Here is a 21,869-nt window from a genome sequence, read left to right as displayed (position 1 = left end):
GCGCAGCGGCAGCCCTGCTTCAAGGCTTTGCCGGCGGCAGGCTGTAGTCGAAGTCGTAGTAATGCCTGCCGCCCTCGATGCGGATGCCCATTGTGCCGCTCAGCCCCGCCAACTCTTCCGTGCCCGAGTCGGGCACGACGCTGATCACGAGTCCCGGGGCGCCGCGGTTCATCGTGCCGCTGTGCTGCAGCACGAAGCTGCCGCGCCGCCCCGCCAGCGTGCCCTTGAACAGCTCCATCGCCACATAGCCGGCCGAACCCGGCGTGGCCGCACGGAAGGCCAGCATCTGGCCCTGGCTCTGGCCCTCCAGCGGCCCGCCGAAGAAGCGCTTGTCCAGCAGCATGCGCCCCGGCGCCTGCGCCGGTCCCTGAGCTTCGGCGCCCGGCTGTGGCGCCATCTTCACCTCGAACTCGCCGCGCGCCCGCTGCGGCGGCGGCGCCGCGGCATTGGCACCGCAGTCGGTTCGGCGCATCGGGAAGTCCACCGCGCGCGTCTCGCCATTGGCGCGCCGGCCCTCGATGCGCGCCAGCAGGCGCCCGTCGCTGCGGCGCTGGTAGGCGATGCGCTGCGGGAAGTCGTGCCCCGGGTTCTCGAACAGCAGCTCGCCCTCGCCGCTCTTGGTCAGCGGGAACCGTGTCTCGGCCTGGCCCGAAGGCTTGGCGATATAGACCAGGGAGGCGCCGGCCTGCTCGCGGATCTGCAGGAACTCGTGCGCCACCATGCGGCCGTTCCTCACGGTGCGCGCCACGCCCAGCATCACGCCGCCGGCCGGCGCCGTCCATTGCTCCAGCGAGCCGGGCTCGCCATCCTCCTGCGCCCAGCAGCCGGCCAGCCAGGCGGCCCGCTCCAGGCCCTGCGCCGACGCGGCCCCGCCGCACAGTGACAGAACGACGAGGGCGGCAAGGCAGCGGTGTTTTTGCATGGCCGCGATTCTGCTCACACCCCGGGGGGAAGGACAAGGCCCCGGGGCTGGCGGATACTCCTGCCTGCGGCCACGCCGGCCGTGCTGATCGTGGAGCGCCAGTCATGGGCCTGATGGATTTCATCAAGAAACAGTTCATCGACATCCTGCAGTGGACCGAGGATGCGGAAACTGAGGGCAAGGGTACGCTGGCCTGGCGCTTTCCGATGGCGGACATGGAAATCCAGTACGGCGCCTCGCTGACCGTGCGCGAATCGCAGCTGGCCGTGTTCATCAACGAGGGCAAGGTGGCCGACGTGTTCGGCCCCGGCATGTACAAGCTGACGACCCAGACCCTGCCGGTGCTGACCTATCTGAAGAACTGGGACAAGCTGTTCGAATCCCCGTTCAAGAGCGACGTCTATTTCTTCAGCACCCGCCAGCAGATCGACCAGCGCTGGGGCACGACCCAGCCGGTGACGATCCGCGACAAGGACTTCGGCGCGGTGCGCCTGCGCGCCTTCGGCAACTACGCCTACCGCATCGCCGACGCGAAGCTCTTCCACACCGAGATCTCGGGCACCCGCGAGCGCTACACGGCGCAGGAACTGGACGGCCAGTTGCGCGGCCTGATGCTGCAGCACATCAGCGACGCGGTGGCCGGCAGCGGCATCCCCTTCCTGGACCTGGCGGCCAACCAGATCGAATTCGCCCGCGCCCTGCAGGAGGCCACCGCGCCGGCCTTCGCGGCCCTGGGCCTGAAGCTGGAGGCGGTCACGCTGCAGAACGTCTCGCTGCCCGAGGAGCTGCAGAAGATCCTCGACCAGAAGATCGGCATGGGCATGATCGGCCAGAACATGGGCCAGTTCATGCAGTACCAGACCGCGCAGGCGATCCCGAAGCTGGCCGAGGGCGTGGGCCAGGGCGGCGGAGGCGGCGTGGCCGGCGACGCGATGGGCCTGGGGGCAGGTCTTGCCATGGGCCAGGTGCTGGCCCAGCAACTGGGTCAGGGCCTGGCCGGGGCGAACGCACCCGCCGCCGCGGCGCCGGCCGCGCAGAGCACCGACGAGATCATGGCCCTGCTGGAGAAGCTGGGCGAGCTGAAGGCCAAGGGCATCCTCACCGACGAGGAGTTCGCCGCCAAGAAGGCCGAGTTGCTGAAGAAACTCGGCTGACTTGGCTACCGCCAACCCCCAGCGCCGCTGGCAGGCGGCCTGCCCGAACTGCGGCGGGCCGGTCGAGTTCGCCTCGGCCGCGTCCGCCAGCACGGTCTGCAGCTACTGCCGTTCGACCCTGCTGCGCGAGGGCGAGGCGCTGCGCAAGATCGGCCAGAGCGCCGAGCTGTTCGAGGACTACTCGCCGCTGCGGCTCGGCGCGGCCGGCCGCTACTCGGGCGCGGCCTTCACGGTCATCGGCCGGCTGCAGCTGGGCTATCCGGACGGCAGTTGGAACGAATGGCATGTGCTGTTCGACGCCGGCCCGGACGGCCAGCGAAGCGGCTGGCTGTCCGAGGACAACGGCGCCTTCGTGCTGGCCTTCGACGCGCCGCTGCAGGAGCCGCCGCCGGCCGCCGATGCGCTGATCGTCGGCGCCCAGCAGCTGCTGGCCGGCCGAACCTGGCAGGTGGCATCCAAGCTCGAGGCCAACCTGCTGGCGGCCGAGGGCGAACTGCCGCGCCCGCCCGGGCAGGACAAGAGTTTCTGGGTGGTCGATCTGCGCAGCAGCCAGGACGAGGTCGCCACCTTGGACTACAGCGATCCGGCCGCGCCGCAATGGTCGGTCGGCCGCGCGGTGGCCCTGGCCGACCTGGCCATGAGCGGCCTGCGCGAGGACAGCAGCAAGCATCTCGCCTCCAAGGCCCTGCCCTGCCCCAGCTGCGGCGCGCCGCTGGAGCCGCGGCTCGAGAACAGCCTGTCCATCGTCTGCGGCCAATGCCGGGCCGTCGTGGACCTCTCGCAGGGCGCGGGGGCCGAGCTGGCCCATTTCGCCCAGGCCACCGGCATGGAGCCGCAGATCCGCCTGGGCACGACCGGGCAGCTGGCGCTCGCCGGCGGCGCGGCGGCCCGGCCCTGGCAGGTGGTCGGCTATCTGGAGCGCTGCGACATTCCCGACGGCAGCGAGGACGAGCAGACCTTCTGGCGCGAATACCTGCTGTTCAACCAGCTGGAGGGCTTCGCCTTCCTGGTGGACACCGAGGAAGGCTGGAGCGTCGTGCGCCCGCTCACCGGTGCGCCCAAGCCCGCGCATGGAGACAAGGGCGGCGCGATGGAATGGCAGGGCAAGGTCTACAAGAAGCGCTGGACCTACAGCGCCAAGGTCACCCATGTGCTGGGCGAGTTCTACTGGCGCATCCGGCGCGAGGAACGCGCCCTGGTCAGCGACTACGAATGGTCGGGCGGCGGCCGCACCGAGCTGCTGAGCCGCGAACAGAGCGGCAGCGAGCTGACCTGGAGCCAGGGCCGCAAGCTCGACGCGGCCGAGGTGCAGCGCGCCTTCCGGCTGGCGCCCGAGACGCAGGCCGCGCTGCAGCGCGACGCCAGCGCCCTGAGCGACGGCGGCACGCTGCTGCGCAATATCGCCGTCGGCCTGTTCCTCGTCGCGCTGATGTTCGCGCTGCTGCGCGCCTGCAGCAGCGACGACTGCCAGCCCTACAAGGACAGCTATGGCGAGAGCAGCGCCGAATACCAGCAATGCAAGCGCAGCAGCAGCGGCAGCGGCGCCCGCATCGGCTCGGGCGGCGGCTCGTATGGCGGCTACAGCAGCGGGGGCGGAAGCCATAAATGAGCCACCGCCTACGCGCTTCGCGCCCCCTTGAGGCGGCGAGCCCGCAGGACCGGCAAAGCCGGATCCTCGGGCTCCGCTTGAGTTCGCGGGAGCTGCGCCCCGCGGTTTGACCAATAGCTAAGCAAAAGGAGAACCAAGATGGAACTCGAATGGCTCAAGCCCGCCGTCGTGCTGGGCTCCGTGCTCTACGCGCTGATCGGCGTGCTGGTGTTCTGGATCAGCTTCGTCATCGTCGACAAGCTGACGCCCTACAAGCTGTGGGACGAGATCGTCGAGCACAAGAATCTGGCGCTGGCCGTCGTGGTGGGCTCCATGTGCATCTCGATCGGCCTGATCGTCGCGGCGGCCATCAAGGGTTGAGGCGCCGGCTTCGAGCCGCGTCAAGAGGCTTCAAGAGGCTGTTTGTCAGCCCTGGCGTGGGCTTGTCGCCGGATGTAAGCTCACTTGGCCGCGACAACGCGCTGCTCCTACACTGCGCCCCTTTTCCGAGACCACTGCCATGTCCAAAGTCCAACGCCTGATCACCTCCACCCTGATCGTCTCCTGCAGCCTGCTGGGCCTGCCGCTGCGCGCGCAGGCGGTGATCGTGCCGACCGAGGCGGTGGCGGCCGAGGCCGTCGCACCGATCGCGGAGTCGGCGCGCGAGCGCGTCAACGGCTTCCTGGCCCGCGACGATGTGCGCCAGGCCCTGGTGGGCCAGGGCGTCAGCGCCGAGGCCGCGCTGGCCCGCGTCGATGCGATGTCCGACAGCGAGGTGGCCGAGTTGGCCGGCCGCGTCGACAGCGCCCCCGCCGGCGGCGAGGTGCTGGGCATCCTCTTCACCGTCTTCGTGATCCTGCTGGTCACCGACATCCTGGGCCTGACCAAGGTCTTCCCGTTCACGCGCTCGGTGCGGTGAATCGCAACGGCCGGCGCCGCCGCCCCGGCCTGGTGCTGGCGGGGCTGCTGCTGGTCGGCGCCGCCCTGTTGAGCGGCTGCGCGACGCCGCCGCAAACCCGGCAGCTGAGCCGCGACTGGCCCACCGGGCTGCCGTCCCGGGCCTTGCTGGCCGAACAGCCTTTCTTCGCCCAGCAAGAGTACGAATGCGGCCCCGCCGCGCTGGCCATGCTGTTGGCCGCGGCCGGCCGCGGCACGGTCACGCCGGAGCAACTGGCCCCCCAGGTCTACCTGCCCGGCCGGCAGGGCTCGCTGCAGCAGGAGCTGTTGGCGGGCGCGCGCCGCCACGGCCTGCCGGCCTACCGGCTGGCGCCAACGCTGCCGGCGCTGCTGCAGGAGGTCTCGGCCGGCCACCCGGTGCTGGTCTTCCAGAACCTTGCGCTGCCGGCCTTCCCGGTCTGGCATTACGCGGTGCTGATCGGCTTCGACCGCGAGCGCGGCCTGCTGACCCTGCACTCGGGTCTGACGCCGCACCTGGAAATGTCGCTGACGGCCTTCGAGAACACCTGGGCGCGCGGCGGCCATTGGGCCATGGTGGCGCTACCACCCGAGCGGCTGCCGGCCACGGCCGAGGTCGACAGGCTGGCCGCGGCCGTCGCGGCGCTGGAACGCAGCGATGCGCCGGCCGCACGCCGGGCCTACGCCGCGGCGCTGACGCGCTGGCCGGCCCATCCCACCCTGCTGCTGGGCGCCGGCAACAGCGCCTACGCGATGGGCGACCTGGAGGCCGCCGCCAGCGCCTACCGCGCCGCGCTGCAGGCCAACCCCGAGGCCGCCGACACCTGGAACAACCTGGCCCAGGTGCTGCTGGACCAGGGCCGTCCGGCCGAAGCCCGCGCCGCCGTGGCACGCGCACTGGCGCTGGGCGGACCGCGCCGGTCGCTCTACGAGGAACTGGCGCGCAAGCTGGAGGCGCGCTGAACCCGTCCCAGGGTTCGCCGCCGGACCGCGGCCGCCGGCGCCGTGGTATTTTCCGAGCCAGGCATGGCCAGACGATCCTCCAGACCTCGGAAGCATGATCCGATGATGCTGATGACGAAATCACGCCCCCTCGCGATCGCGACGGCGGCCGGACTCGCACTGGCGGCGGCCCTGATCGCCTGGCAGATCGCCTCGCGATCCGGCTCATCGGTCGAGGGCGTGGACGGCCGGTCCGACGGCATCAGCGACTCCGGCACCGTCACGCGCACGCCCCCCTTCGCTCACACCGCGCCGGCCGCACCGCCCCTGCCGGCGCCCGATGCCACGACCGCCGCCGCGTCGGCCCCCACCCTCGCCGCGCCGGCCGCGGCCAAACCCGCCGGCGCCACGCCCCGGCATCCGCTGGCCGCGCGTGCCGCGGCCCCGCCCCTGCTGCCGCAGCAGGTCGGGCCGGCGCTGCGCGACACGCTGGGCCGCAAGCCGGTGGCCAGGCACCTTTACCTCGAACCGCTGGCGCGCCGCTTCGTTGCCAGCGTGGACGGCCTGGGCCAGCCGGACCCGCCCACCTCGATGTGGCTGCTGAAGCCGGCCCCGGCCACCCTGGCCCTCGCCAAGCCGCGCCGCGATGGCGACGCGCCCGTCATCGCCGCGGCCAATGCCCGGCGCTACCAGCCTTTTTTGCGCTGGCTCGAACGCATCGACACCGCGCGGGCGCTGCGGCTCTACCAGCGCCTCTATCCGCTGCTGCAGCAGGCCTATGTCGAGCAGGGCCACCCCGACGGCCATTTCAACGACCGCCTGATCGAGGTGATCGACCAGCTGCTGGCCACCCCCACACCGGCCGGCCCGCTGCGCCTGAAGCCCGTCGCGCCGCGCCCGAGCCGTTCGGCCACGCCGCCGCAGCCGCGCTACGAGTTCGCCGATCCGGCGCTGGAGGCCCTGAGCACCGGACAGAAGACGCTGCTGCGCATGGGACCGCAGAACGCCGCCCGGCTGAAGGCCCGGCTGAGGGCCTGGCGCGCCGGCCTCGTGCGACTGGAGCGCCCGCGCTGAAGCCGCCGCGAGGCCAGGGCCTCGCCTGTTAGGCTTGCGCCCCATGACGCCCGAGCCCGCGCCGCTGTCCGACGCCACCGCCCCGCCCTCATCCGCCTCGGCCCAGCCGGGCATCGCGCCGCAGGAGGTCCTGCTGCTCGCCAGCGTGTTCGTGATCGCCGCCTGCGGCCTGGTCTACGAGCTGGCCGCGGGCGCACTGGCCAGCTACCTGCTGGGCGACTCGGTGCTGCAGTTCAGCACCATCATCGGCGCCTACCTGTTCGCGATGGGCCTCGGGTCCTGGCTGTCGCGCTATGTCGAGCGCCAGCTGGTGGCGCAGTTCCTGAAGATCGAGCTGCTGGTGGGCCTGATCGGCGGCCTGATGCCGGCCGCGCTGTTCACCGCGCACAGCCTGCTGCCGCCCGACCAGTTGGCCGGCTTCCGCGTGCTGCTCTACGGCCTGGTGCTGCTGGTCGGCACCCTGGTCGGCCTGGAGATCCCGCTGGTGATGCGCATCCTGAAGCGCTTCTTCAGCAAACGCTACGCGCTGAAGGACCTGGTCTCCCAGGTGCTGACCTTCGACTACCTTGGCGCCCTGCTGGTGGCGCTGGCCTTCCCGCTGCTGCTGGTGCCGCAGCTGGGCCTGGTGCGCACCGGCGTGTTCTTCGGCATCCTCAATGTCGCGGTGGCGATCTGGGCGCTCTGGCTGTTCCGCGCCGAGCTGCGCGCCTTCCCGGCGCATGCGCTGGCCTGCGCGCTGAGCCTGGCCCTGCTGATGGCGGCCATGCTGGGGGCGGAACGCCTGAGCAGTTGGGCCGAGGACCGTTTCTACGGTGAGCACATCGTGCTCAAGCACCACAGCGACTACCAGCGCATCGTCGTGACCGACGGCCGCGCCGGCACGCGCCTGTTCCTGAACGGCAATCTGCAGTTCCATTCGCGCGACGAGTACCGCTACCACGAGGCCCTGGTGCACCCCGCGATGGCCGCCCATGGCGCGCCCAGGAAGGTGCTGGTGCTGGGCGGCGGCGACGGCATGGCGGTGCGCGAGCTGCTGCGCTATCCGACGGTGGAGACGATCACCCTGGTGGAGCTGGACCCGCAGATGACGCAGCTCTTCACGCACACGCCGCTGTTGCGCCGCCTGAATGCCGACGCGCTGGCCTCGCCAAAGCTGAAGATCGTCAACGCCGATGCCTTCGGCTGGCTGGAACGCAGCGAGGAGCGTTTCGACGTCATCATCATCGACTTCCCCGACCCCAGCAATTTCGCGCTGGGCAAGCTCTACACCGCCAGCTTCTACAAGCTCGTGGACCAGCACCTGAGCGCCGCCGGCTTCGCGGTGGTGCAGTCCACTTCGCCGCTGATCGCGCGGCGCAGCTACTGGACCGTCGTGACGACGATCGAGTCGGTGGGCCTGACGGCGACGCCCTACCACGCCCATGTGCCCAGCTTCGGCGAATGGGGCTTCGTGCTGGCCGGCCGCCGGCCCTGGCAGCCGCCGCGCGCCCTGCCCGAGGGCCTGCGCTTCCTGAGCCCGAACGGCATGGCCGCGCTGCTGGACTTCCCGCCCGACATGGCGCGGGTGCCGGCCGAGGTGAACCGCTTGTCGAATCAGGTTCTCGTTCAAGAGTTCGAAGCCGAATGGGGCAAGGTGCATTGATGCCCCTCCCCCTGCGCGCTTCCTCAAGGGGGCATGTCCGCAGGACCGGCAAGGCCGGATCCTCGGACGTCACTCGATCAACGAGCTTTTCCTGTCACGACTGGTTTTTCGTCCCATGCTGAGCCGGCGCGGACTGCTGATCGGCACTTCGGCAACGCTTCTCGGCGCTTGCAGCGACGCGCCGGTGCCGCTGCAAGGCGGCTGGGTCGGCGCCGGCCACGCGCGCGGCCATCGGCTGCGCGCGGCCCTGCCCGCGCCGGGTGACGGCCCGCTGCGCCGGGCCGAGGTGCTGATCGTCGGCGGCGGCATCGCCGGCCTGGCCTGCGCCCGCGCACTGAACAAGGCCGGCATTGATGACGTCGCACTGCTGGAGCTGGAGGACCAGGCCGGCGGCAATAGCCGTGCTCACCAGATGAGCGGCATGGCCTGTCCGCTCGGCGCGCATTACCTGCCGCTGCCCGGGCCGCAGGACCACGAGGTGGCCGAGTTGCTGGCCGAACTGGGCCTGTCGCGCCAGGAGCTGGGCCGCACCGTCTATGACGAACGCCATCTCTGCCACAGCCCGCAGGAGCGGTTGTTCTACCAGGGCCAGTGGCACGAGGGCCTGCTGCCGCCGGCCGAGGACGCCGCCACGCTGGCGCAGTACCGGCGCTTCGCAGGCCGGGTGGACGAGGCCGGCCGCACACTCGGCTTCGCGCTGCCGACGCGGCGCGCGCCCTGGAGCGCCGGCCATGCGGCGCTCGACGGCCAGACCTTCGCCGCCTGGCTGGACCGCGAGGGCCTGAGGGCGGCGCCGCTGCGCTGGTATCTGGACTACTGCTGCCGCGACGACTATGGCGCCGGCAGCGACGAGGTCTCGGCCTGGGCCGGCCTGCACTATTTCGCCAGCCGCCACGGCTTTTTCAATGCGCCGGGCGAGGGCGAGCGCGAGGCCGTGCTGACCTGGCCCGAGGGCAATGCCTGGCTGAGCGCACGCCTGGCCGCCGGGCTGGGCGAACGCCTGCACGCCGGCCGCACCGTGCTGCGCATCAGCCCCGGCCGCCATCGGGTCGAGTTGCTGGCCTGGAACGAGGCCGCCGACGCGCCGGAGCGCTGGGTGGCGCGCCAGGTGGTGCTGGCCACGCCGCTCTTCATCGGCGCGCGGCTGCTGGACGCGCCGCCGCCGGCGCTGCAGGCCGCCGCCCGGCAGATGCAGTACGCCCCCTGGCTGGTGGCCAATCTGCAGCTGAAGGGCCCCTTGCTGCCGCGCCTGGGCGTACCGGCGGCCTGGGACAACGTGACCTACGGCAGCCAGGCCCTGGGCTATGTGGACGCGATGCACCAGAGCCTGCGCCCCGATCCCGGGCCGACGGTGCTGACCGCCTATCGCGCGCTGCCGCGCCGGCAGCGCGCGGCCTTGCTGGGCGAGAGCTGGCAGGTCTGGGCCGGCCGCGTGCTGGACGAATTGCAGGCCACGCATGCCGATCTGCCGCAGCAGCTGCAGCGCGTCGACCTGATGCGCTGGGGGCATGCGATGAGCATCCCGGTGCCGGGCCTGCGCGGCTCGCCGGCCCTGGCCGCGCTGCTCGAAGCGCAGGGGCGGCTGCATTTCGCGCACAGCGACCTGGCCGCTTATTCGGTGTTCGAGGAGGCCTATACGCGCGGCGTGCAGGTCGCGGCGACGCTGCGCAAACGGCTGTCAACAAGCCCCCTTAGGGGCTGAATGATCGGTGCCACGGCCGGGCCGACCAAACAACACGCAAAGCGCCTTTTTGAAGCCCCGGAGCGGATCAGCCCCCTCGGGGCAGCCGATGGTGCGCCACGTGAGCCGGGGCAAAGGCGCGCACCAGGCTCGCCATCAGCGCCTCGGCCCGGGCACTGTTGTCGGCGCCGAGATTGCAGACGTAGACATCCAAGGTCACGCCGCCCAGTTCCGGCCAGGTGTGCACGGCCAGGTGCGATTCGGCCAACAGCACGACGCCGGTGATGCCGCACTGGTCCTGGCCCGGCGCCGGCATGAAGCGGTAAAACAGCTCGGCAACCCCCTCCAGGCCCGCGTCGGCCACGGCCGCGACGCACAGGGCGCGCAGCGCCTCGGGGTCCCGCATCGTGGCCTGGGCCGGATCGCAGCCGCGCAGGTCGGCGGTCAGATGCAGGCCTTGCATCGGCGGCGGGCGCGCTTCAGCCGCCGGTCACCGGCGGGAAGAAGGCCACCTCGGCGCCGTCGGGAATCAGGGCCGACTCGGCGGCGAGCTGCTGGTTCAGCGCGCAGCGCAGCGCCCGGCCGCGCGCCAGCGCGCTGGCATGCGGCTCCCCGCGCGCCAGCAGCTGGTCGCGCAGGGCGCCTAGGCTCAGATCGGGCTGCCAGGCCAGGGTCTCGCTGGGGCCCAGGGCTTCGCGCAAGGCGGCGAAGTAGCGCACGGTGATGGTCATGACAGCAGTTCGGAAAACGGGATGAAGCTCACGCCATCGCCCGGGGCGATGGACTGCCCGGGCGGGTTGTCCACCAGCCCGTCGCCCCAGACGGCCGAGGTCAGCACGCCGGAGCTCTGGTTGGGAAACAGGTCCAGGCCGCCGGCTTCATTGAGGCGCACGCGCAGGAACTCGCGGCGGCGGTCCGGCTTGGGCCAGGCGAAGTCGGCGCGCAGGCCGAAACGCCTGGGCGTCAGCGTCGCGGCGCCCTGCAGGCGCAGGATCAGCGGACGCACCAGCAGCAGGAAGGTCACGAAGCTGGACACCGGGTTGCCGGGCAGGCCGATGAACCAGGCCGGCCCGACCTGGCCGAAGGCCAGCGGCTTGCCGGGCTTGATCGCGATCTGCCACAGGTCCAGCCGCCCCTCGGCCTGCACGGCCGGGCGCAGATGGTCCTCCTCGCCGACCGAGACGCCGCCGGAGGTGATGATCAGATCGGCTTGGTTTGCGGCCTCGCGCAGCGCGCCGCGGGTGGCGTCCAGCCGGTCGGGCACGATGCCCAGGTCGATCACCTCGCAGCTTAAGGACTGCAGCAGGCCGCGCAAGGTGAAGCGGTTGCTGTTGTAGATCGCGCCGGGCTTCAGGGGCTCGCCGGGCATCACCAGTTCGTCGCCGGTGGAGAACAGGGCCACGCGCGGGCGACGCGCCACATCCAGGAAAGCGGCGCCGACCGACGCGGCCAGGCCCAGCGCCGCGGCATCGAGCCTGTGGCCGGCGGCCAGCACCCGGCTGCCCTGCAGCACGTCCTCGCCGCGGCGGCGTATCCATTGGCCGGCTTGCACCTCGGCATTGATGCGCACGCTGCCGAGGGCTTCACCGGGAACGGCCTCGCATTGCTCCTGCATCACCACCGCATCGGCGCCCAGCGGGATCTGCGCGCCGGTGAAGATGCGCGCCGCCGTGCCGCTCCGGTGCTGGGCGCCGACGACGCCGGCCGGCACGCGCTGCGCGACCGGCAGCACGGTGCCGGGCTGCGACACATCGGCCGCGCGCAGCGCGTAGCCATCCATCGCGGTGTTGTCGGCCGGTGGCACGTCGAGCTGCGACACCACGTCGGCCGCCAGCACGCGCCCCAGCGCCTCGAAGGTCGAGACGGTCTCGATCCGGCCCAGCGGCGCGACCGTGCCCAACAGGCGCGCGAGCGCCTCGTCGAGGCTCTGCAGCGGTGGCCGCTTTGCCGGATCAGACATGGGCTTCGATGAAGGTTTTCACGCGCGACACATCGGCCGGCAGCACCGTGACCCGCTTGGGCAGGGCCTCGATGTTCTCAAGCCCGGCCGGGCGCGGCGGCTCGATGTCCAGCGCCTCGCGGATCGTCGCGGCGAACTTGGCCGGCAACGCGGTTTCCAGCACCAGCATCGTGACGCCGGGCTGGCGCTTTTGCTGCAGCGCCACCTTCAGGCCGTCGGCCGTGTGGGTGTCGATCAGCCGGCCGTACTTCTGGTGGCACAGGCGGATCGTCGCCAGGCGGTCGGCATGGGTGCTGGAGCCCGAGACAAAACCAAAACCGGCGATGCGGGCCTTCTCCTCGGCGCTCAGCGTAAAGCCGCCGGCACCGAACAGCGCCCTGACCCGCGCACCGTCGCGGCCCAGCAGGTCGAACACGAAGCGCTCGAAGTTACTGGCCTTGGAAATGTCCATCGAGGGGCTCGAGGTTTCATGCGTCTGGTCCGTGCCGCGCGGGCGGTAGCTGCCGGTGCGGAAGAACTCGTCCAGCACGTCGTTCTCGTTGGTGGCCACCACCAGCTGCGCGATCGGCAGGCCCATCATGCGCGCCACATGGCCGGCGCAGACATTGCCGAAATTGCCCGAGGGCACGGTGAAGCCGACCTGCTGGTCGTTAGACTTCGTCGCCTGGAAATAGCCGGCGAAGTAGTAGACCACCTGGGCCAAGAGGCGCGCCCAGTTGATCGAGTTGACCGTGCCGATCCTGTGCTTGCGCTTGAAGTCCAGATCGTTCGAGACCGCCTTGACGATGTCCTGGCAATCGTCGAACACGCCTTCGAGCGCGATATTGTGGATGTTGGCGTCCTGCAGGCTGAACATCTGCGCCTGCTGGAAGGGGCTCATGCGGCCCTTCGGGCTCAGCATGAAGACATTGACGCCGGCCTTGCCGCGCATCGCGTACTCGGCGGCGCTGCCGGTGTCGCCCGAGGTGGCGCCCAGGATGTTGAGCGTCTCGCCGCGGCGTGCCAGCTCGTACTCGAACAGCTGGCCCAGCAGCTGCATCGCCATGTCCTTGAAGGCCAAGGTGGGGCCGTTGGACAGGGCCTGCAGCGCCAGGTCCGGCTCCAGGGGCTTCAGCGGCGTGATCTCCGGCGTGCCGAAGACCTCGGCCGTGTAGGTGCGACGCGCAATGGCGCGCAGGTCTTCGGCCGGGATGTCGTCGATGTAGAGGCTCAGGATCTCGAAGGCCAGGTCGGCATAGGACAGGCCGCGCCATTTCGTCAAGGTCGCGTCGTCGATCTGCGGATAGGCGACGGGCAGGTAGAGCCCGCCGTCCGGCGCCAGGCCTTCCAGCAGGATCTCGCAGAAGCGGCGCTCCGTCTGGTCGCCGCGGGTGCTCAGGTACTTCACGCGAGTTCTTCCTTGCGCAGCTTGACGATCGGCGCCAGCACCGTTTCCAGCGCCTGCATCTGCGCCAAGGCCTTGTTCATCCGGCCCTCCACCGTGTCATGGGTCAGGATGATCAGGTCGGTCTGGTTCTCGCCCTCGGCGGCCTCGCGCTGCAGCACCGCATCGATCGAGATGTCGTTCTCGGCCAGGATGGTCGTGACCCTGGACAGCACGCCCGCCTGGTCGGCCACGCGCAGACGCAGGTAGAAGGCGGTCTGCACCTCGTCCATCGGCAGGATCGGCGTGTCGTTCATCGCATCGGGGCGGAAGGCCAGGTGCGGCACGCGGTGCTCGGGGTCGGCGGTGTGCAGGCGGGTGATGTCCACCAGATCGGCCACCACGGCCGAGGCGGTGGGCTCGGAGCCGGCGCCCTTGCCGTAGTAGAGCGTCGTGCCGACCGCGTCGGCCTGCACCACGACGGCGTTCATCGCGCCCTCGACATTGGCGATCAGGCGATTCGTCGGGATCAACGTGGGATGGACGCGCAACTCGATGCCATTGTCACGGCGGCGGGTGATGCCCAAGAGCTTGATGCGGTAGCCCAGTTGCTCGGCGTACTTGATGTCGGCGGCCTGCAGCCTGGTGATGCCTTCGACATGGGCCTTGTCGAACTGCACCGGAATGCCGAAGGCGATGGCCGACATGATGGTGGCCTTGTGCGCGGCGTCCACGCCCTCGATGTCGAAGGTCGGGTCGGCCTCGGCATAGCCCAGGCGCTGCGCCTCCTTCAGCACCACGCCGAAGTCCAGGCCCTTGGCGCGCATCTCGGAGAGGATGAAGTTGGTGGTGCCGTTGATGATGCCGGCGATCCACTCGATGCGGTTCGCGGTCAGCCCCTCGCGCAGCGCCTTGATGATGGGGATGCCACCGGCCACCGCCGCCTCGAAGGCGACGATCACGCCCTTGGCATGTGCCGCGGCGAAGATCTCGGTGCCATGCACGGCCAAGAGGGCCTTGTTGGCCGTGACCACATGCTTGCCGGCGGCAATCGCCTCCAGCACCAGGGCCTTGGCCACGCCGTAGCCGCCGATCAGCTCGACGACGATGTCGATCTCGGGGTTGGCGATCACCTTGCGCGCGTCGTCGACCACCTCGCAGGCGTCGCCGACTATTGCGAGTGCGCGCTCGGTGTCCAGGTCGGCAACACAAGCGATCTCGATGCCGCGGCCGGCGCGGCCGCGGATCTCTTCCTGGTTGCGGCGCAGCACCTGGAAGGTGCCGCTGCCCACGGTGCCGATGCCCAAGAGGCCGACTTTGATCGCTTTCATCTGGAGATACTCAGTTCTGTTCGGTAGAAGGGGCGTCGCTCGCTCGCTCGATCAACGTCCGTGGCGCTTGCGGTAATGCGCCAGGAAGCGTTCGATGCGGCCCACCGCGTCATGGAGGTCATCCGAGTTGGGCAGGAACACGAGCCGGAAGTGATCGGGGGCCATCCAGTTGAAGCCCGTCCCTTGCACGATCAACACCTTTTCCTCGGCCAGCAACTCGTAGGCGAACTGCTGGTCGTCCTCGATCGGATAGATCTTGGGGTCCAGGCGGGGGAACATATAGAGTGCCGCTTTCGGCTTGACCACGCTGACGCCAGGGATCTGGCTCAGCAGCTCGTAGGCCAGGTCGCGCTGGCGGCACAGGCGGCCGCTCGGGGCGACCAGATCCTTGATGCTCTGATAGCCGCCCAGCGCGGTCTGGATCGCCAGCTGGCCCGGCGTGTTGGCGCACAGGCGCATCGAGGCCAGCATGTTCAGGCCGGTAATGTAGTCCTGGGCATGGCGCTTCTCGCCGGAGACGACCATCCAGCCGGCGCGGTAGCCGCAGCTGCGGTAGTTCTTCGACAGGCCGTTGAAGGTCAGGCACAGCACATCGTCGGCCAGCGAGGCGATGCTGGTGTGCTGATGGCCGTCGTAGAGCGTCTTGTCGTAGATCTCGTCGGCCATGATGATCAGCTGGTGCTGGCGCGCGATCTCGACGATCTCCCGCAGCAGGCTCTCCGGATAGAGCGCGCCGGTCGGGTTGTTCGGGTTGATGACGACGATGGCCTTGGTGTTCGGGGTGATCTTGGCCCGGATGTCGGCGATGTCGGGGAACCAGTCGCTGCCCTCGTCGCAGACATAGTGCACCGGGTTGCCGCCCGACAGCGCCACCGCCGCGGTGTAGAGCGGGTAGTCGGGCGCCGGCAGCAGCACCTCGTCGCCATCGTCCAAGAGCGCGTTGAGCGCCATCACGATCAGCTCGGAGGCGCCGTTGCCCAGGTAGACGTCGTCGACCGTGACGCCGTGGATGTTCTTTTCCTGGCAGTAATGGACCACCGCCTTGCGCGGCGCGAACAGGCCCTTGGAATCCGTATAGCCGGCGGCGGCCGGCAGGTTGCGTATCATGTCCTGGACGATCTCGTCCGGGGGTTCCAGGCCGAAGGCGGCGATATTGCCGATGTTCAGCTTGATGATCTTCTGCCCTTCCTCCTCCATCTGCCGCGCCTTGTCGAGCACGGGCCCGCGGATGTCGTAACAGACATTGGCCAGCTTGCTGGACTTGGCGATGGGCTTCAAGACTAGGACTCCTGTGGGCGCAAAAGGTCGCGAAAGAACACGGGATTTAAACACAGGGTTTGCCCCCAAACCCGGGCAAACCGGTACACAGCAGCATGAAGTTCCAACTCGACGAGCCGCAAGGCGGCAACAGCATCTCCCGGCACGACGGCCAGAACGTCTGGGTCAACGGCCGCCAGCATGGCGACAGCCTGCTCGTGCCCTGGCGCGGCGAGGTCCAGGCCTGGGCATTGAACCGCTTCGAAGACCTCAGCGAGGCCCATTTCGAGCGCATCCTGGCGCTCAGGCCGGAACTGGTGGTGTTCGGCAGCGGCGGCCGGATCCGCTTCGCCCGCCCGGCGCTCTACCGCGGCCTGATCGAGGCCCGCATCGGCATCGAGACCATGGACCTGGCCGCCGCCTGCCGCACCTATAACGTGCTGGCCAGCGAGGGCCGCGCGGTGTTGGCCGCGCTGCTGATCGAGAAAGCCTGAGCGGCGCGGGGCAATCCCCCTCAATGGCGACATCGGGCCTGCTTCGTGGGCCTTGGCATTCAACGTATAATTGGCGGCTATGCCCTCCCGGGCACAAATCTCTGAAGAACGCCACATGACGCCAGCGCTCAACAAACCTCTCCCGGAAATTGAAGCTCTTGCCACCGGCGGCGTGAAGTTCACACCGCAAGCCTTCCTCGGTCAAGCCGTGGTGCTGTACTTCTACCCCAAGGACAACACGCCGGGTTGCACGACCGAAGCGATGCAGTTTCGCGATCGCCACAAGGACTTCGTGAAGGCCGGCGCCGTGGTGCTGGGCGTGTCGCGCGACAACATGGCCTCGCACGACAAGTTCAAGCAGAACCTGGAACTGCCCTTCGAGCTGATCGCCGACACCGAAGAGAAACTCTGCCACATGTTCGGCGTGGTCAAGAACAAGATCATGTACGGCAAGAAGGTCAAGGGCATCGAACGCTCGACCTTCCTGATCGACGCCGGCGGGGTGCTGCGCGCCGAATGGCGCGGCATCAAGGTGGCCGGCCATGTGGACGAGGTGCTGAAGGCCGTCAAGTCGCTGAAAAAGGAAGCTGCCTGAGCCACGGCTCTAGGGACTCCGAGCTTGCCAGTATCCATGCAAAGCCGGCCCGGCAGCCCCGCCGCGCCGGCTTTGTTGCATCCAAGCCGCGTGTCGCTTGCCGTCCATGGCCCTCGAAGGCTTTGTGCATAATGGGCCCATGCCCTGGTGCCGTGAAACCGAACCCCAAGTGAAAAGCCGCTCAGCTCGCTGTGCGGCTTTTTGCTTTTTCACGCCGGGCATCTATCTTTTGCCTTTGACCTCCAGCCCGTGACCCCACGGGCTGCGCAACACCACATGCCACTGCCCAAGCCCCCGACCAAGCGCGCCAGCCTCCTCGAGCCCTCCGCCTTTGCCGCCACGCTGGCGGTCAGCAAAACCCCTCCCAAACCGAAGACCGCTCCGCCGCCGGCGCTGCCGCCCGCCGCGGCCGCCACGCGCCCGACGCGCAAGCCCGAGACCGCGCCCGTGCCGCCGGCCAGCCCCACGCTGGCCCTGGTCAGCCCGGCGCCCTCGCCCGCCGCCAAGCCGGTGCCCAAGGCCAAGACGCCCAAGCCCCGTACCGCCGGCAAGCCCAAGCTCTTCGTGCTGGACACCAATGTGCTGATGCACGACCCGATGTCGCTGTTCCGCTTCGAGGAGCATGACATCTACCTGCCGATGATCACGCTCGAGGAGTTGGACGGCCACAAGAAGGGCATGACCGAGGTCGCCCGCAATGTGCGCCAGGTCAGCCGCGACCTGGATGCCCTGGCCGCCAGCCTGCAGAGCAGCACCCTGGAGGAGATGAGCCACGGCCTGCCATTGGAGGGCACGGGCCACCGCGAGGCCGGCGGCAAGCTGTTCTTCCAGACCCAGTTGATCGACACGCCGCTGCCCCAGGGCCTGCCTCAGGGCAAGGCCGACAACCAGATCTTGGGCGTGGTGCAGGCGCTGAAAAAGCAGCAGCCGGATCGCGAGGTGGTGCTGGTGTCCAAGGACATCAATATGCGCATCAAGGCCCGCGCGCTGGGTCTGCCGGCCGAAGACTACCGCAACGACAAGACGCTGGAAGACAGCGACCTGCTCTACACCGGCGTACAGGCCCTGCCCGCCGACTTCTGGGATCGCCACGGCAAGACCATGGAAAGCTGGCAGCAGGGCGGCACCACCTACTACCGCATCAGCGGCCCCCTGGTGCCCTCGCTGCTGGTCAACGAGTTCGTCTATCTGGAGGCGCCCGGCGCCGCGCCGCTCTATGCCAAGGTCACCGAGATCACCGGCAAGACCGCGGTACTGCGCACCCTGAAGGACTACGGCCACCAGAAGAATGCCGTCTGGGGCGTGACCGCGCGCAACCGCGAGCAGAACTTCGCGCTGAACCTGCTGCTGGACCCCGACTGCGACTTCATCACCCTGACCGGCACCGCCGGCACCGGCAAGACCCTGATGACCCTGGCCGCCGGCCTCTCGCAGGTGCTGGACGAACGCCGCTACTCGGAGATCATCGTCACCCGTGTCACCGTGCCGGTGGGCGAGGACATTGGCTTCCTGCCGGGCACCGAGGAAGAGAAGATGGGCCCCTGGATGGGCGCGCTGGACGACAACCTGGAGGTGCTGGCGCGCGGCGACTCGTCGGCCGGCGAATGGGGCCGCGCCGCCACCAACGACCTGGTGCGCAGCAAGATCAAGATCAAGAGCCTGAACTTCATGCGCGGCCGCACCTTCCTGAACAAATTCGTCATCATCGACGAGGCGCAGAACCTGACGCCCAAGCAGATGAAGACCCTGATCACGCGCGCCGGCCCCGGCACCAAGATCGTCTGCCTGGGCAACCTGGCGCAGATCGACACGCCCTACCTGACCGAGGGCAGCTCGGGCCTGACCTTCGCGGTCGACCGCTTCAAGGGCTGGGCCCACAGCGGCCACATCACCCTGGCGCGCGGCGAGCGCTCGCGGCTGGCGGACTTTGCCTCGGACGTGCTGTGACCCACCTCCTACCGGCTGCGCCGACCCCCTCGAGGGGGCGCGCTCGCAGGACCGGCAAAGCCGGATCCTCGGGCGCCGCCTGGCTTGGCCCGTTCATCGCGACGAGAATGCCGCGCAGCGGCATCTGCAGCTGAAATGACTCTCTATGTATCGGATCTGGACGGCACCCTGCTCGACCCGCGGGCGGAGCTGTCGGCCATCACCCGTGCCGGCCTGACCCGCCTGCTCGATCAGGGCCTGAGCTTCACGGTCGCCAGCGCCCGCCATGTCTCCTCGATCGCCCGCATCCTGCAGGGCCTGCCGCTGAAGCTGCCGGTGATCTCGGCCAATGGCGCCTATATCAGCGAGATGGTCAGCGGCCGGCACGAGCTGGTCAACGCGATGGACCCGGCCTTGGCCCAGGCCATCTTCGCGCTGATGCGCAGGCGCGGCTTCATGCCCTTCGCCTCCACCCATGGGCCTCGGGGCGACCGGCTGTTCTGGCAATCGGTGCACAACGAGGCCCAGCTGGACTTCGTCGAGCAGCGCCAGAAGAACGGCGATCCGCGCCTCACCCACACCGAGGATCTGGGCGCCGAGCTGGTCGACCCCGTCGTGACCATGATCCTGGTGGAGCGCGAGGCGCCGATGCGCGCCCTGATGGCCGAGATCCAGGCCCTGGTCGGTGAAGACCGCATCGAGATCCATCTGGCCGACGACCTCTACCGCCCCGGCTGGCCCTGGCTGACCCTGCACGACCGCCGCGCCACCAAGGATCAGGCGATCCGTACCCTGGCCCAGCGCTACGGCCTGGCCGAGCGCGAGGTCGTGGTGTTCGGCGACCAGGTCAACGACATCACGATGTTCCGGGCCGCGCATCGCGGCATCGCCGTGGGCAATGCGATCGCCGATGTCAAGCAGCACGCCCATGCGGTGATCGGCCCGCACCATGAGGACAGCGTGCTGCGCTTCATCGAGGCCGACTGGCGGGCCTGAGCCAGGCCTCGCCCGCCGGCGCCGCGGCCATCAGCGCTGCAGCAGCTGGCCCAGCAGCCCGCCCAGATCGATATTGCCACCTTCGGGCAACTGGCCGTTGGGCGTCAGCCGGTCCACCACCTGGGGCAGCCATTGGCTCAGCTGGGCCGAGGCCTCGCCCTGCGACACGCCCGCCTGACCGGCCAGGCGCTCCAACACATCACCGCCCAGCGCCGTGCCCAGCTGCTCGCCGGAAACCGGCAGATTGGCCCCGGTCGACACCCAGGATTGCGCCTGCTCGCCCAGGCCCGCTGCCTGCAGCTGCTGCAGCAGCCCGCCGAGGCCGCCGGCCATGCCGCCCTGCCCCGCGCCATTGTTCAGCAGCCCGGCGATCAGGCTGACCCAGTCCACCCCGCCCTGCTGTTGTTGACCGTTCAAGGCCTGCTGGGCCGCCCCCAGCAAGGAATCCATCAAACCCATGATCGCGCTCCCGTGACGCGGCAATGCTCGCCGCCCGCCGATTGTGGGCCCTCGCGCGCCGGACAAGCGTGTCAATCCTCGGCCATGGTGCCGCCCGCACCGGCCGCCCCCTCGTGGCGGCGCAACTGGTAGAAGATGAAGGCCGCCAGCGCCGCCATCGCGCCGATCGCCAGATAGGTGGCCTGGAAGGCCGGCACCAGGGCCGCCGCGTCGCCGCGCCCGGCCACCCCGCTGCCGCCGGAGAACAGCAGCAAAAAGGCGCTGGAGGTGGCCACGCCCAGGCTCATCGACAGCTGCATCACCACCGACAGCAGGCTGTTGCCGCTGCTGGCCGTGCGCGCATCCAGGTCGCCCAAGGTCAGCGTGTTCATCGCGGTGAACTGCAGGCTGTTGACCATGCCGAACAGCCCCAGGTGCAGGGCCAGCCAGAGATGGCCGGTCTGGCGGTCCACCAGCGCAAAGCTGGCGATCATCGCACCCAGCAGCAGGGTGTTGACGATCAGCACGCGGCGGTAGCCGGCCGCACGGATCAGCTTGATGGCCAGGGTCTTGGTCAGCATCGCGCCCAGCACCGTCGGGATCATCGACAGGCCGGCCACGCTGGGCGAGAAGCCCAGGCCCAGCTGCAGGAACATCGGCATCAGGAAGGGCGTGGCGCCGCTGCCCAGGCGCGCGAACACATTGCCGATCAGGCCGATGCGGTAGGTCGGGATGCTGAACAGCGCGCGGTCGAACAGCGGATCGCTGGCGCGCGCCGCATGCAGCCAATAGGCCATCATGCAGACCAGGCCCGCCACCAGCATCACGATGCAGATCGCCGTGCCGATCACATGCTCGCCAAAGCCCTGCAGCGCCATCGACAGCAGCATCAGACCCAGGCTGAACAGTGCAAAGCCGCCCCAGTCGAAACCGCGCGGCGCGCTGCTCTTGAGCTGCGGCATGAAGCGCAGGCTGGCCAGCACGCCGACCAGGCCCACCGGCAGATTGATCAGGAAGATCCAGTGCCAGCTGGCGTACTGGGTCAGCAGGCCGCCCAGCGCCGGCCCGACCAGCGGCCCCAGCAGGCCCGGCAGCGAGATGAAGGTCATCACCGGCAGGAACTCGTCCTTCGGGAAGGCGCGCAGCACCGTCAGGCGCCCCACCGGCACCAAGAGCGCCCCGCCCACGCCCTGCAGCACCCGCGCCGCCACCAGCACCGCCAGCGAGGTGCTGAGCGCGCAGGCCAGCGAACCGAGGCTGAACAGGCCGATGGCCCAGACAAAGACGCGGCGGGTGCCGAAGCGGTCGGCGATCCAGCCGGAGGCCGGGATCAGCAGCGCCACCGTCAGCAGATACGACACGACGGCCGACTGCATGCGCAGCGGGTTCTCGCCCAGGTCGGCCGCCATGCCCGGCAGCGCGGTATTCAGGATGGTGGTGTCCAGGGTCTGCATGAAAAAGGCCAGGGCCACCACCCAGGGCAGGTAGCGGCGTGTGGCCGCGTCGAGCACGGGACGCTCGGATTCGGCAAGAGAGGACGGCATGGCGCAAGTATCGCGGCGCCGATGCGAAAACGCCCGCCCGGCTCTCG

General features: G+C 69.5%; 21 protein-coding genes. 12 read left to right on the top strand and 9 right to left on the bottom strand.

Annotated elements, in window-relative coordinates; all coding sequences use genetic code 11:
• Positions 1-19: 19 nt before the first annotated feature.
• Positions 20-922 carry a DUF6265 family protein gene (locus AC07OQ_RS18715; RefSeq protein WP_495054651.1) on the bottom strand — a complete coding sequence of 301 codons (903 nt, stop codon included), beginning with the start codon at positions 920-922 and terminating at the stop codon, positions 20-22.
• A 104-nt stretch (positions 923-1,026) separates the two neighbouring features.
• Between AC07OQ_RS18715 and AC07OQ_RS18710 the strand changes: the two genes are divergently transcribed.
• The 8 genes from AC07OQ_RS18710 to AC07OQ_RS18675 all read left to right on the top strand — a co-directional run bounded on the left by AC07OQ_RS18710 (position 1,027) and on the right by AC07OQ_RS18675 (position 9,939).
• Complete coding sequence (locus AC07OQ_RS18710) at positions 1,027-2,076, top strand: SPFH domain-containing protein (protein WP_495054650.1); 1,050 nt, start codon at positions 1,027-1,029, stop codon at positions 2,074-2,076.
• 1 nt (position 2,077) lies between these two features.
• Positions 2,078-3,685, top strand: coding sequence for a DUF4178 domain-containing protein (locus AC07OQ_RS18705; RefSeq protein ID WP_495054649.1), 1,608 nt, complete (start codon positions 2,078-2,080; stop codon positions 3,683-3,685).
• A gap of 138 nt (positions 3,686-3,823) precedes the next feature.
• Positions 3,824-4,045: a DUF350 domain-containing protein gene (locus AC07OQ_RS18700; protein ID WP_495054648.1), complete on the top strand. Its 222-nt coding sequence runs from the start codon at positions 3,824-3,826 to the stop codon at positions 4,043-4,045.
• A 139-nt stretch (positions 4,046-4,184) separates the two neighbouring features.
• Positions 4,185-4,583, top strand: a complete 399-nt coding sequence (locus tag AC07OQ_RS18695) for a PA2779 family protein (RefSeq protein ID WP_495054647.1) — start codon at positions 4,185-4,187, stop codon at positions 4,581-4,583.
• Positions 4,580-5,542, top strand: coding sequence for a PA2778 family cysteine peptidase (locus AC07OQ_RS18690; RefSeq protein WP_495054646.1), 963 nt, complete (start codon positions 4,580-4,582; stop codon positions 5,540-5,542). The genes AC07OQ_RS18695 and AC07OQ_RS18690 overlap by 4 nt, the downstream gene beginning before the upstream one ends.
• Before the next feature lie 111 nt (positions 5,543-5,653).
• Complete coding sequence (locus tag AC07OQ_RS18685) at positions 5,654-6,595, top strand: DUF3014 domain-containing protein (RefSeq protein ID WP_495054645.1); 942 nt, start codon at positions 5,654-5,656, stop codon at positions 6,593-6,595.
• Positions 6,596-6,638: 43 nt separating this feature from the next.
• The gene (locus tag AC07OQ_RS18680) at positions 6,639-8,237 is read left to right on the top strand and encodes a polyamine aminopropyltransferase (RefSeq protein ID WP_495054644.1); all 1,599 of its coding nucleotides are present in this window, start codon (positions 6,639-6,641) and stop codon (positions 8,235-8,237) included.
• Positions 8,238-8,352: 115 nt separating this feature from the next.
• A complete protein-coding gene (locus tag AC07OQ_RS18675) occupies positions 8,353-9,939 on the top strand; it encodes a flavin monoamine oxidase family protein (protein ID WP_495054643.1) in 1,587 nt (528 codons plus the stop codon).
• 67 nt (positions 9,940-10,006) lie between these two features.
• Here the strand turns inward: AC07OQ_RS18675 and speD are convergent, their stop codons facing one another.
• The 6 genes from speD to AC07OQ_RS18645 are packed head-to-tail and all read right to left on the bottom strand — an operon-like array spanning position 10,007 to position 15,850.
• Positions 10,007-10,381, bottom strand: a complete 375-nt coding sequence (gene speD / locus AC07OQ_RS18670) for an adenosylmethionine decarboxylase (protein ID WP_495054642.1) — start codon at positions 10,379-10,381, stop codon at positions 10,007-10,009.
• A gap of 16 nt (positions 10,382-10,397) precedes the next feature.
• Positions 10,398-10,649, bottom strand: coding sequence for a MoaD/ThiS family protein (locus tag AC07OQ_RS18665; protein ID WP_495054641.1), 252 nt, complete (start codon positions 10,647-10,649; stop codon positions 10,398-10,400).
• A complete protein-coding gene (locus AC07OQ_RS18660; protein ID WP_495054640.1) occupies positions 10,646-11,878 on the bottom strand; it encodes a molybdopterin molybdotransferase MoeA in 1,233 nt (410 codons plus the stop codon). Before AC07OQ_RS18660 ends, AC07OQ_RS18665 begins: the two co-directional genes overlap by 4 nt.
• Entirely contained in the window at positions 11,871-13,265 is a 1,395-nt protein-coding gene (gene thrC / locus AC07OQ_RS18655) for a threonine synthase (protein WP_495054639.1), read from the bottom strand. The genes AC07OQ_RS18660 and thrC overlap by 8 nt, the downstream gene beginning before the upstream one ends.
• A complete protein-coding gene (locus AC07OQ_RS18650) occupies positions 13,262-14,572 on the bottom strand; it encodes a homoserine dehydrogenase (RefSeq protein WP_495054638.1) in 1,311 nt (436 codons plus the stop codon). The genes thrC and AC07OQ_RS18650 overlap by 4 nt, the downstream gene beginning before the upstream one ends.
• Before the next feature lie 51 nt (positions 14,573-14,623).
• On the bottom strand, positions 14,624-15,850 hold the full coding sequence (locus AC07OQ_RS18645; protein ID WP_495054637.1) for a pyridoxal phosphate-dependent aminotransferase: 1,227 nt from the start codon (positions 15,848-15,850) through the stop codon (positions 14,624-14,626).
• Positions 15,851-15,945: 95 nt separating this feature from the next.
• Here AC07OQ_RS18645 and AC07OQ_RS18640 point away from each other — a divergent pair, with 95 nt between their 5' ends.
• The 4 genes from AC07OQ_RS18640 (at position 15,946) to AC07OQ_RS18625 (ending at position 19,840) form a co-directional block, all read left to right on the top strand.
• Entirely contained in the window at positions 15,946-16,323 is a 378-nt protein-coding gene (locus AC07OQ_RS18640) for an Mth938-like domain-containing protein (protein WP_495054636.1), read from the top strand.
• A gap of 115 nt (positions 16,324-16,438) precedes the next feature.
• Complete coding sequence (locus AC07OQ_RS18635) at positions 16,439-16,918, top strand: peroxiredoxin (protein ID WP_495054635.1); 480 nt, start codon at positions 16,439-16,441, stop codon at positions 16,916-16,918.
• A gap of 276 nt (positions 16,919-17,194) precedes the next feature.
• Positions 17,195-18,865, top strand: coding sequence for a PhoH family protein (locus AC07OQ_RS18630; RefSeq protein ID WP_495054634.1), 1,671 nt, complete (start codon positions 17,195-17,197; stop codon positions 18,863-18,865).
• Between the two features lie 135 nt (positions 18,866-19,000).
• The gene (locus AC07OQ_RS18625; protein WP_495054633.1) at positions 19,001-19,840 is read left to right on the top strand and encodes an HAD family hydrolase; all 840 of its coding nucleotides are present in this window, start codon (positions 19,001-19,003) and stop codon (positions 19,838-19,840) included.
• A 30-nt stretch (positions 19,841-19,870) separates the two neighbouring features.
• Here AC07OQ_RS18625 and AC07OQ_RS18620 read toward each other — a convergent pair whose 3' ends face one another.
• On the bottom strand, positions 19,871-20,290 hold the full coding sequence (locus AC07OQ_RS18620) for a YidB family protein (RefSeq protein ID WP_495054632.1): 420 nt from the start codon (positions 20,288-20,290) through the stop codon (positions 19,871-19,873).
• 80 nt (positions 20,291-20,370) lie between these two features.
• On the bottom strand, positions 20,371-21,822 hold the full coding sequence (gene mdtD / locus AC07OQ_RS18615) for a multidrug transporter subunit MdtD (protein WP_495054631.1): 1,452 nt from the start codon (positions 21,820-21,822) through the stop codon (positions 20,371-20,373).
• Positions 21,823-21,869: the final 47 nt, after the last annotated feature.

It is taken from the genome of Roseateles sp. GW821-FHT09B06, assembly GCF_059418245.1.
Note: the sequence above shows the minus strand (reverse complement) of the source record. Positions and strands in the feature narration are given on the sequence as shown.

Excerpts from the sequence above, each read along its gene's own strand:
- AC07OQ_RS18715 (WP_495054651.1), bottom strand. The coding sequence starts at position 922 with ATGCAAAAACACCGCTGCCTTGCCGCCCTCGTCGTTCTGTCACTGTGC.
- AC07OQ_RS18710 (WP_495054650.1), top strand. The coding sequence starts at position 1,027 with ATGGGCCTGATGGATTTCATCAAGAAACAGTTCATCGACATCCTGCAG.
- AC07OQ_RS18700 (WP_495054648.1), top strand. The coding sequence starts at position 3,824 with ATGGAACTCGAATGGCTCAAGCCCGCCGTCGTGCTGGGCTCCGTGCTC.
- AC07OQ_RS18695 (WP_495054647.1), top strand. The coding sequence starts at position 4,185 with ATGTCCAAAGTCCAACGCCTGATCACCTCCACCCTGATCGTCTCCTGC.
- AC07OQ_RS18685 (WP_495054645.1), top strand. The coding sequence starts at position 5,654 with ATGACGAAATCACGCCCCCTCGCGATCGCGACGGCGGCCGGACTCGCA.
- AC07OQ_RS18680 (WP_495054644.1), top strand. The coding sequence starts at position 6,639 with ATGACGCCCGAGCCCGCGCCGCTGTCCGACGCCACCGCCCCGCCCTCA.
- AC07OQ_RS18675 (WP_495054643.1), top strand. The coding sequence starts at position 8,353 with ATGCTGAGCCGGCGCGGACTGCTGATCGGCACTTCGGCAACGCTTCTC.
- speD (WP_495054642.1), bottom strand. The coding sequence starts at position 10,381 with ATGCAAGGCCTGCATCTGACCGCCGACCTGCGCGGCTGCGATCCGGCC.
- AC07OQ_RS18665 (WP_495054641.1), bottom strand. The coding sequence starts at position 10,649 with ATGACCATCACCGTGCGCTACTTCGCCGCCTTGCGCGAAGCCCTGGGC.
- AC07OQ_RS18660 (WP_495054640.1), bottom strand. The coding sequence starts at position 11,878 with ATGTCTGATCCGGCAAAGCGGCCACCGCTGCAGAGCCTCGACGAGGCG.
- AC07OQ_RS18650 (WP_495054638.1), bottom strand. The coding sequence starts at position 14,572 with ATGAAAGCGATCAAAGTCGGCCTCTTGGGCATCGGCACCGTGGGCAGC.
- AC07OQ_RS18640 (WP_495054636.1), top strand. The coding sequence starts at position 15,946 with ATGAAGTTCCAACTCGACGAGCCGCAAGGCGGCAACAGCATCTCCCGG.
- AC07OQ_RS18635 (WP_495054635.1), top strand. The coding sequence starts at position 16,439 with ATGACGCCAGCGCTCAACAAACCTCTCCCGGAAATTGAAGCTCTTGCC.
- AC07OQ_RS18630 (WP_495054634.1), top strand. The coding sequence starts at position 17,195 with ATGCCACTGCCCAAGCCCCCGACCAAGCGCGCCAGCCTCCTCGAGCCC.
- AC07OQ_RS18625 (WP_495054633.1), top strand. The coding sequence starts at position 19,001 with ATGACTCTCTATGTATCGGATCTGGACGGCACCCTGCTCGACCCGCGG.
- AC07OQ_RS18620 (WP_495054632.1), bottom strand. The coding sequence starts at position 20,290 with ATGGATTCCTTGCTGGGGGCGGCCCAGCAGGCCTTGAACGGTCAACAA.
- mdtD (WP_495054631.1), bottom strand. The coding sequence starts at position 21,822 with ATGCCGTCCTCTCTTGCCGAATCCGAGCGTCCCGTGCTCGACGCGGCC.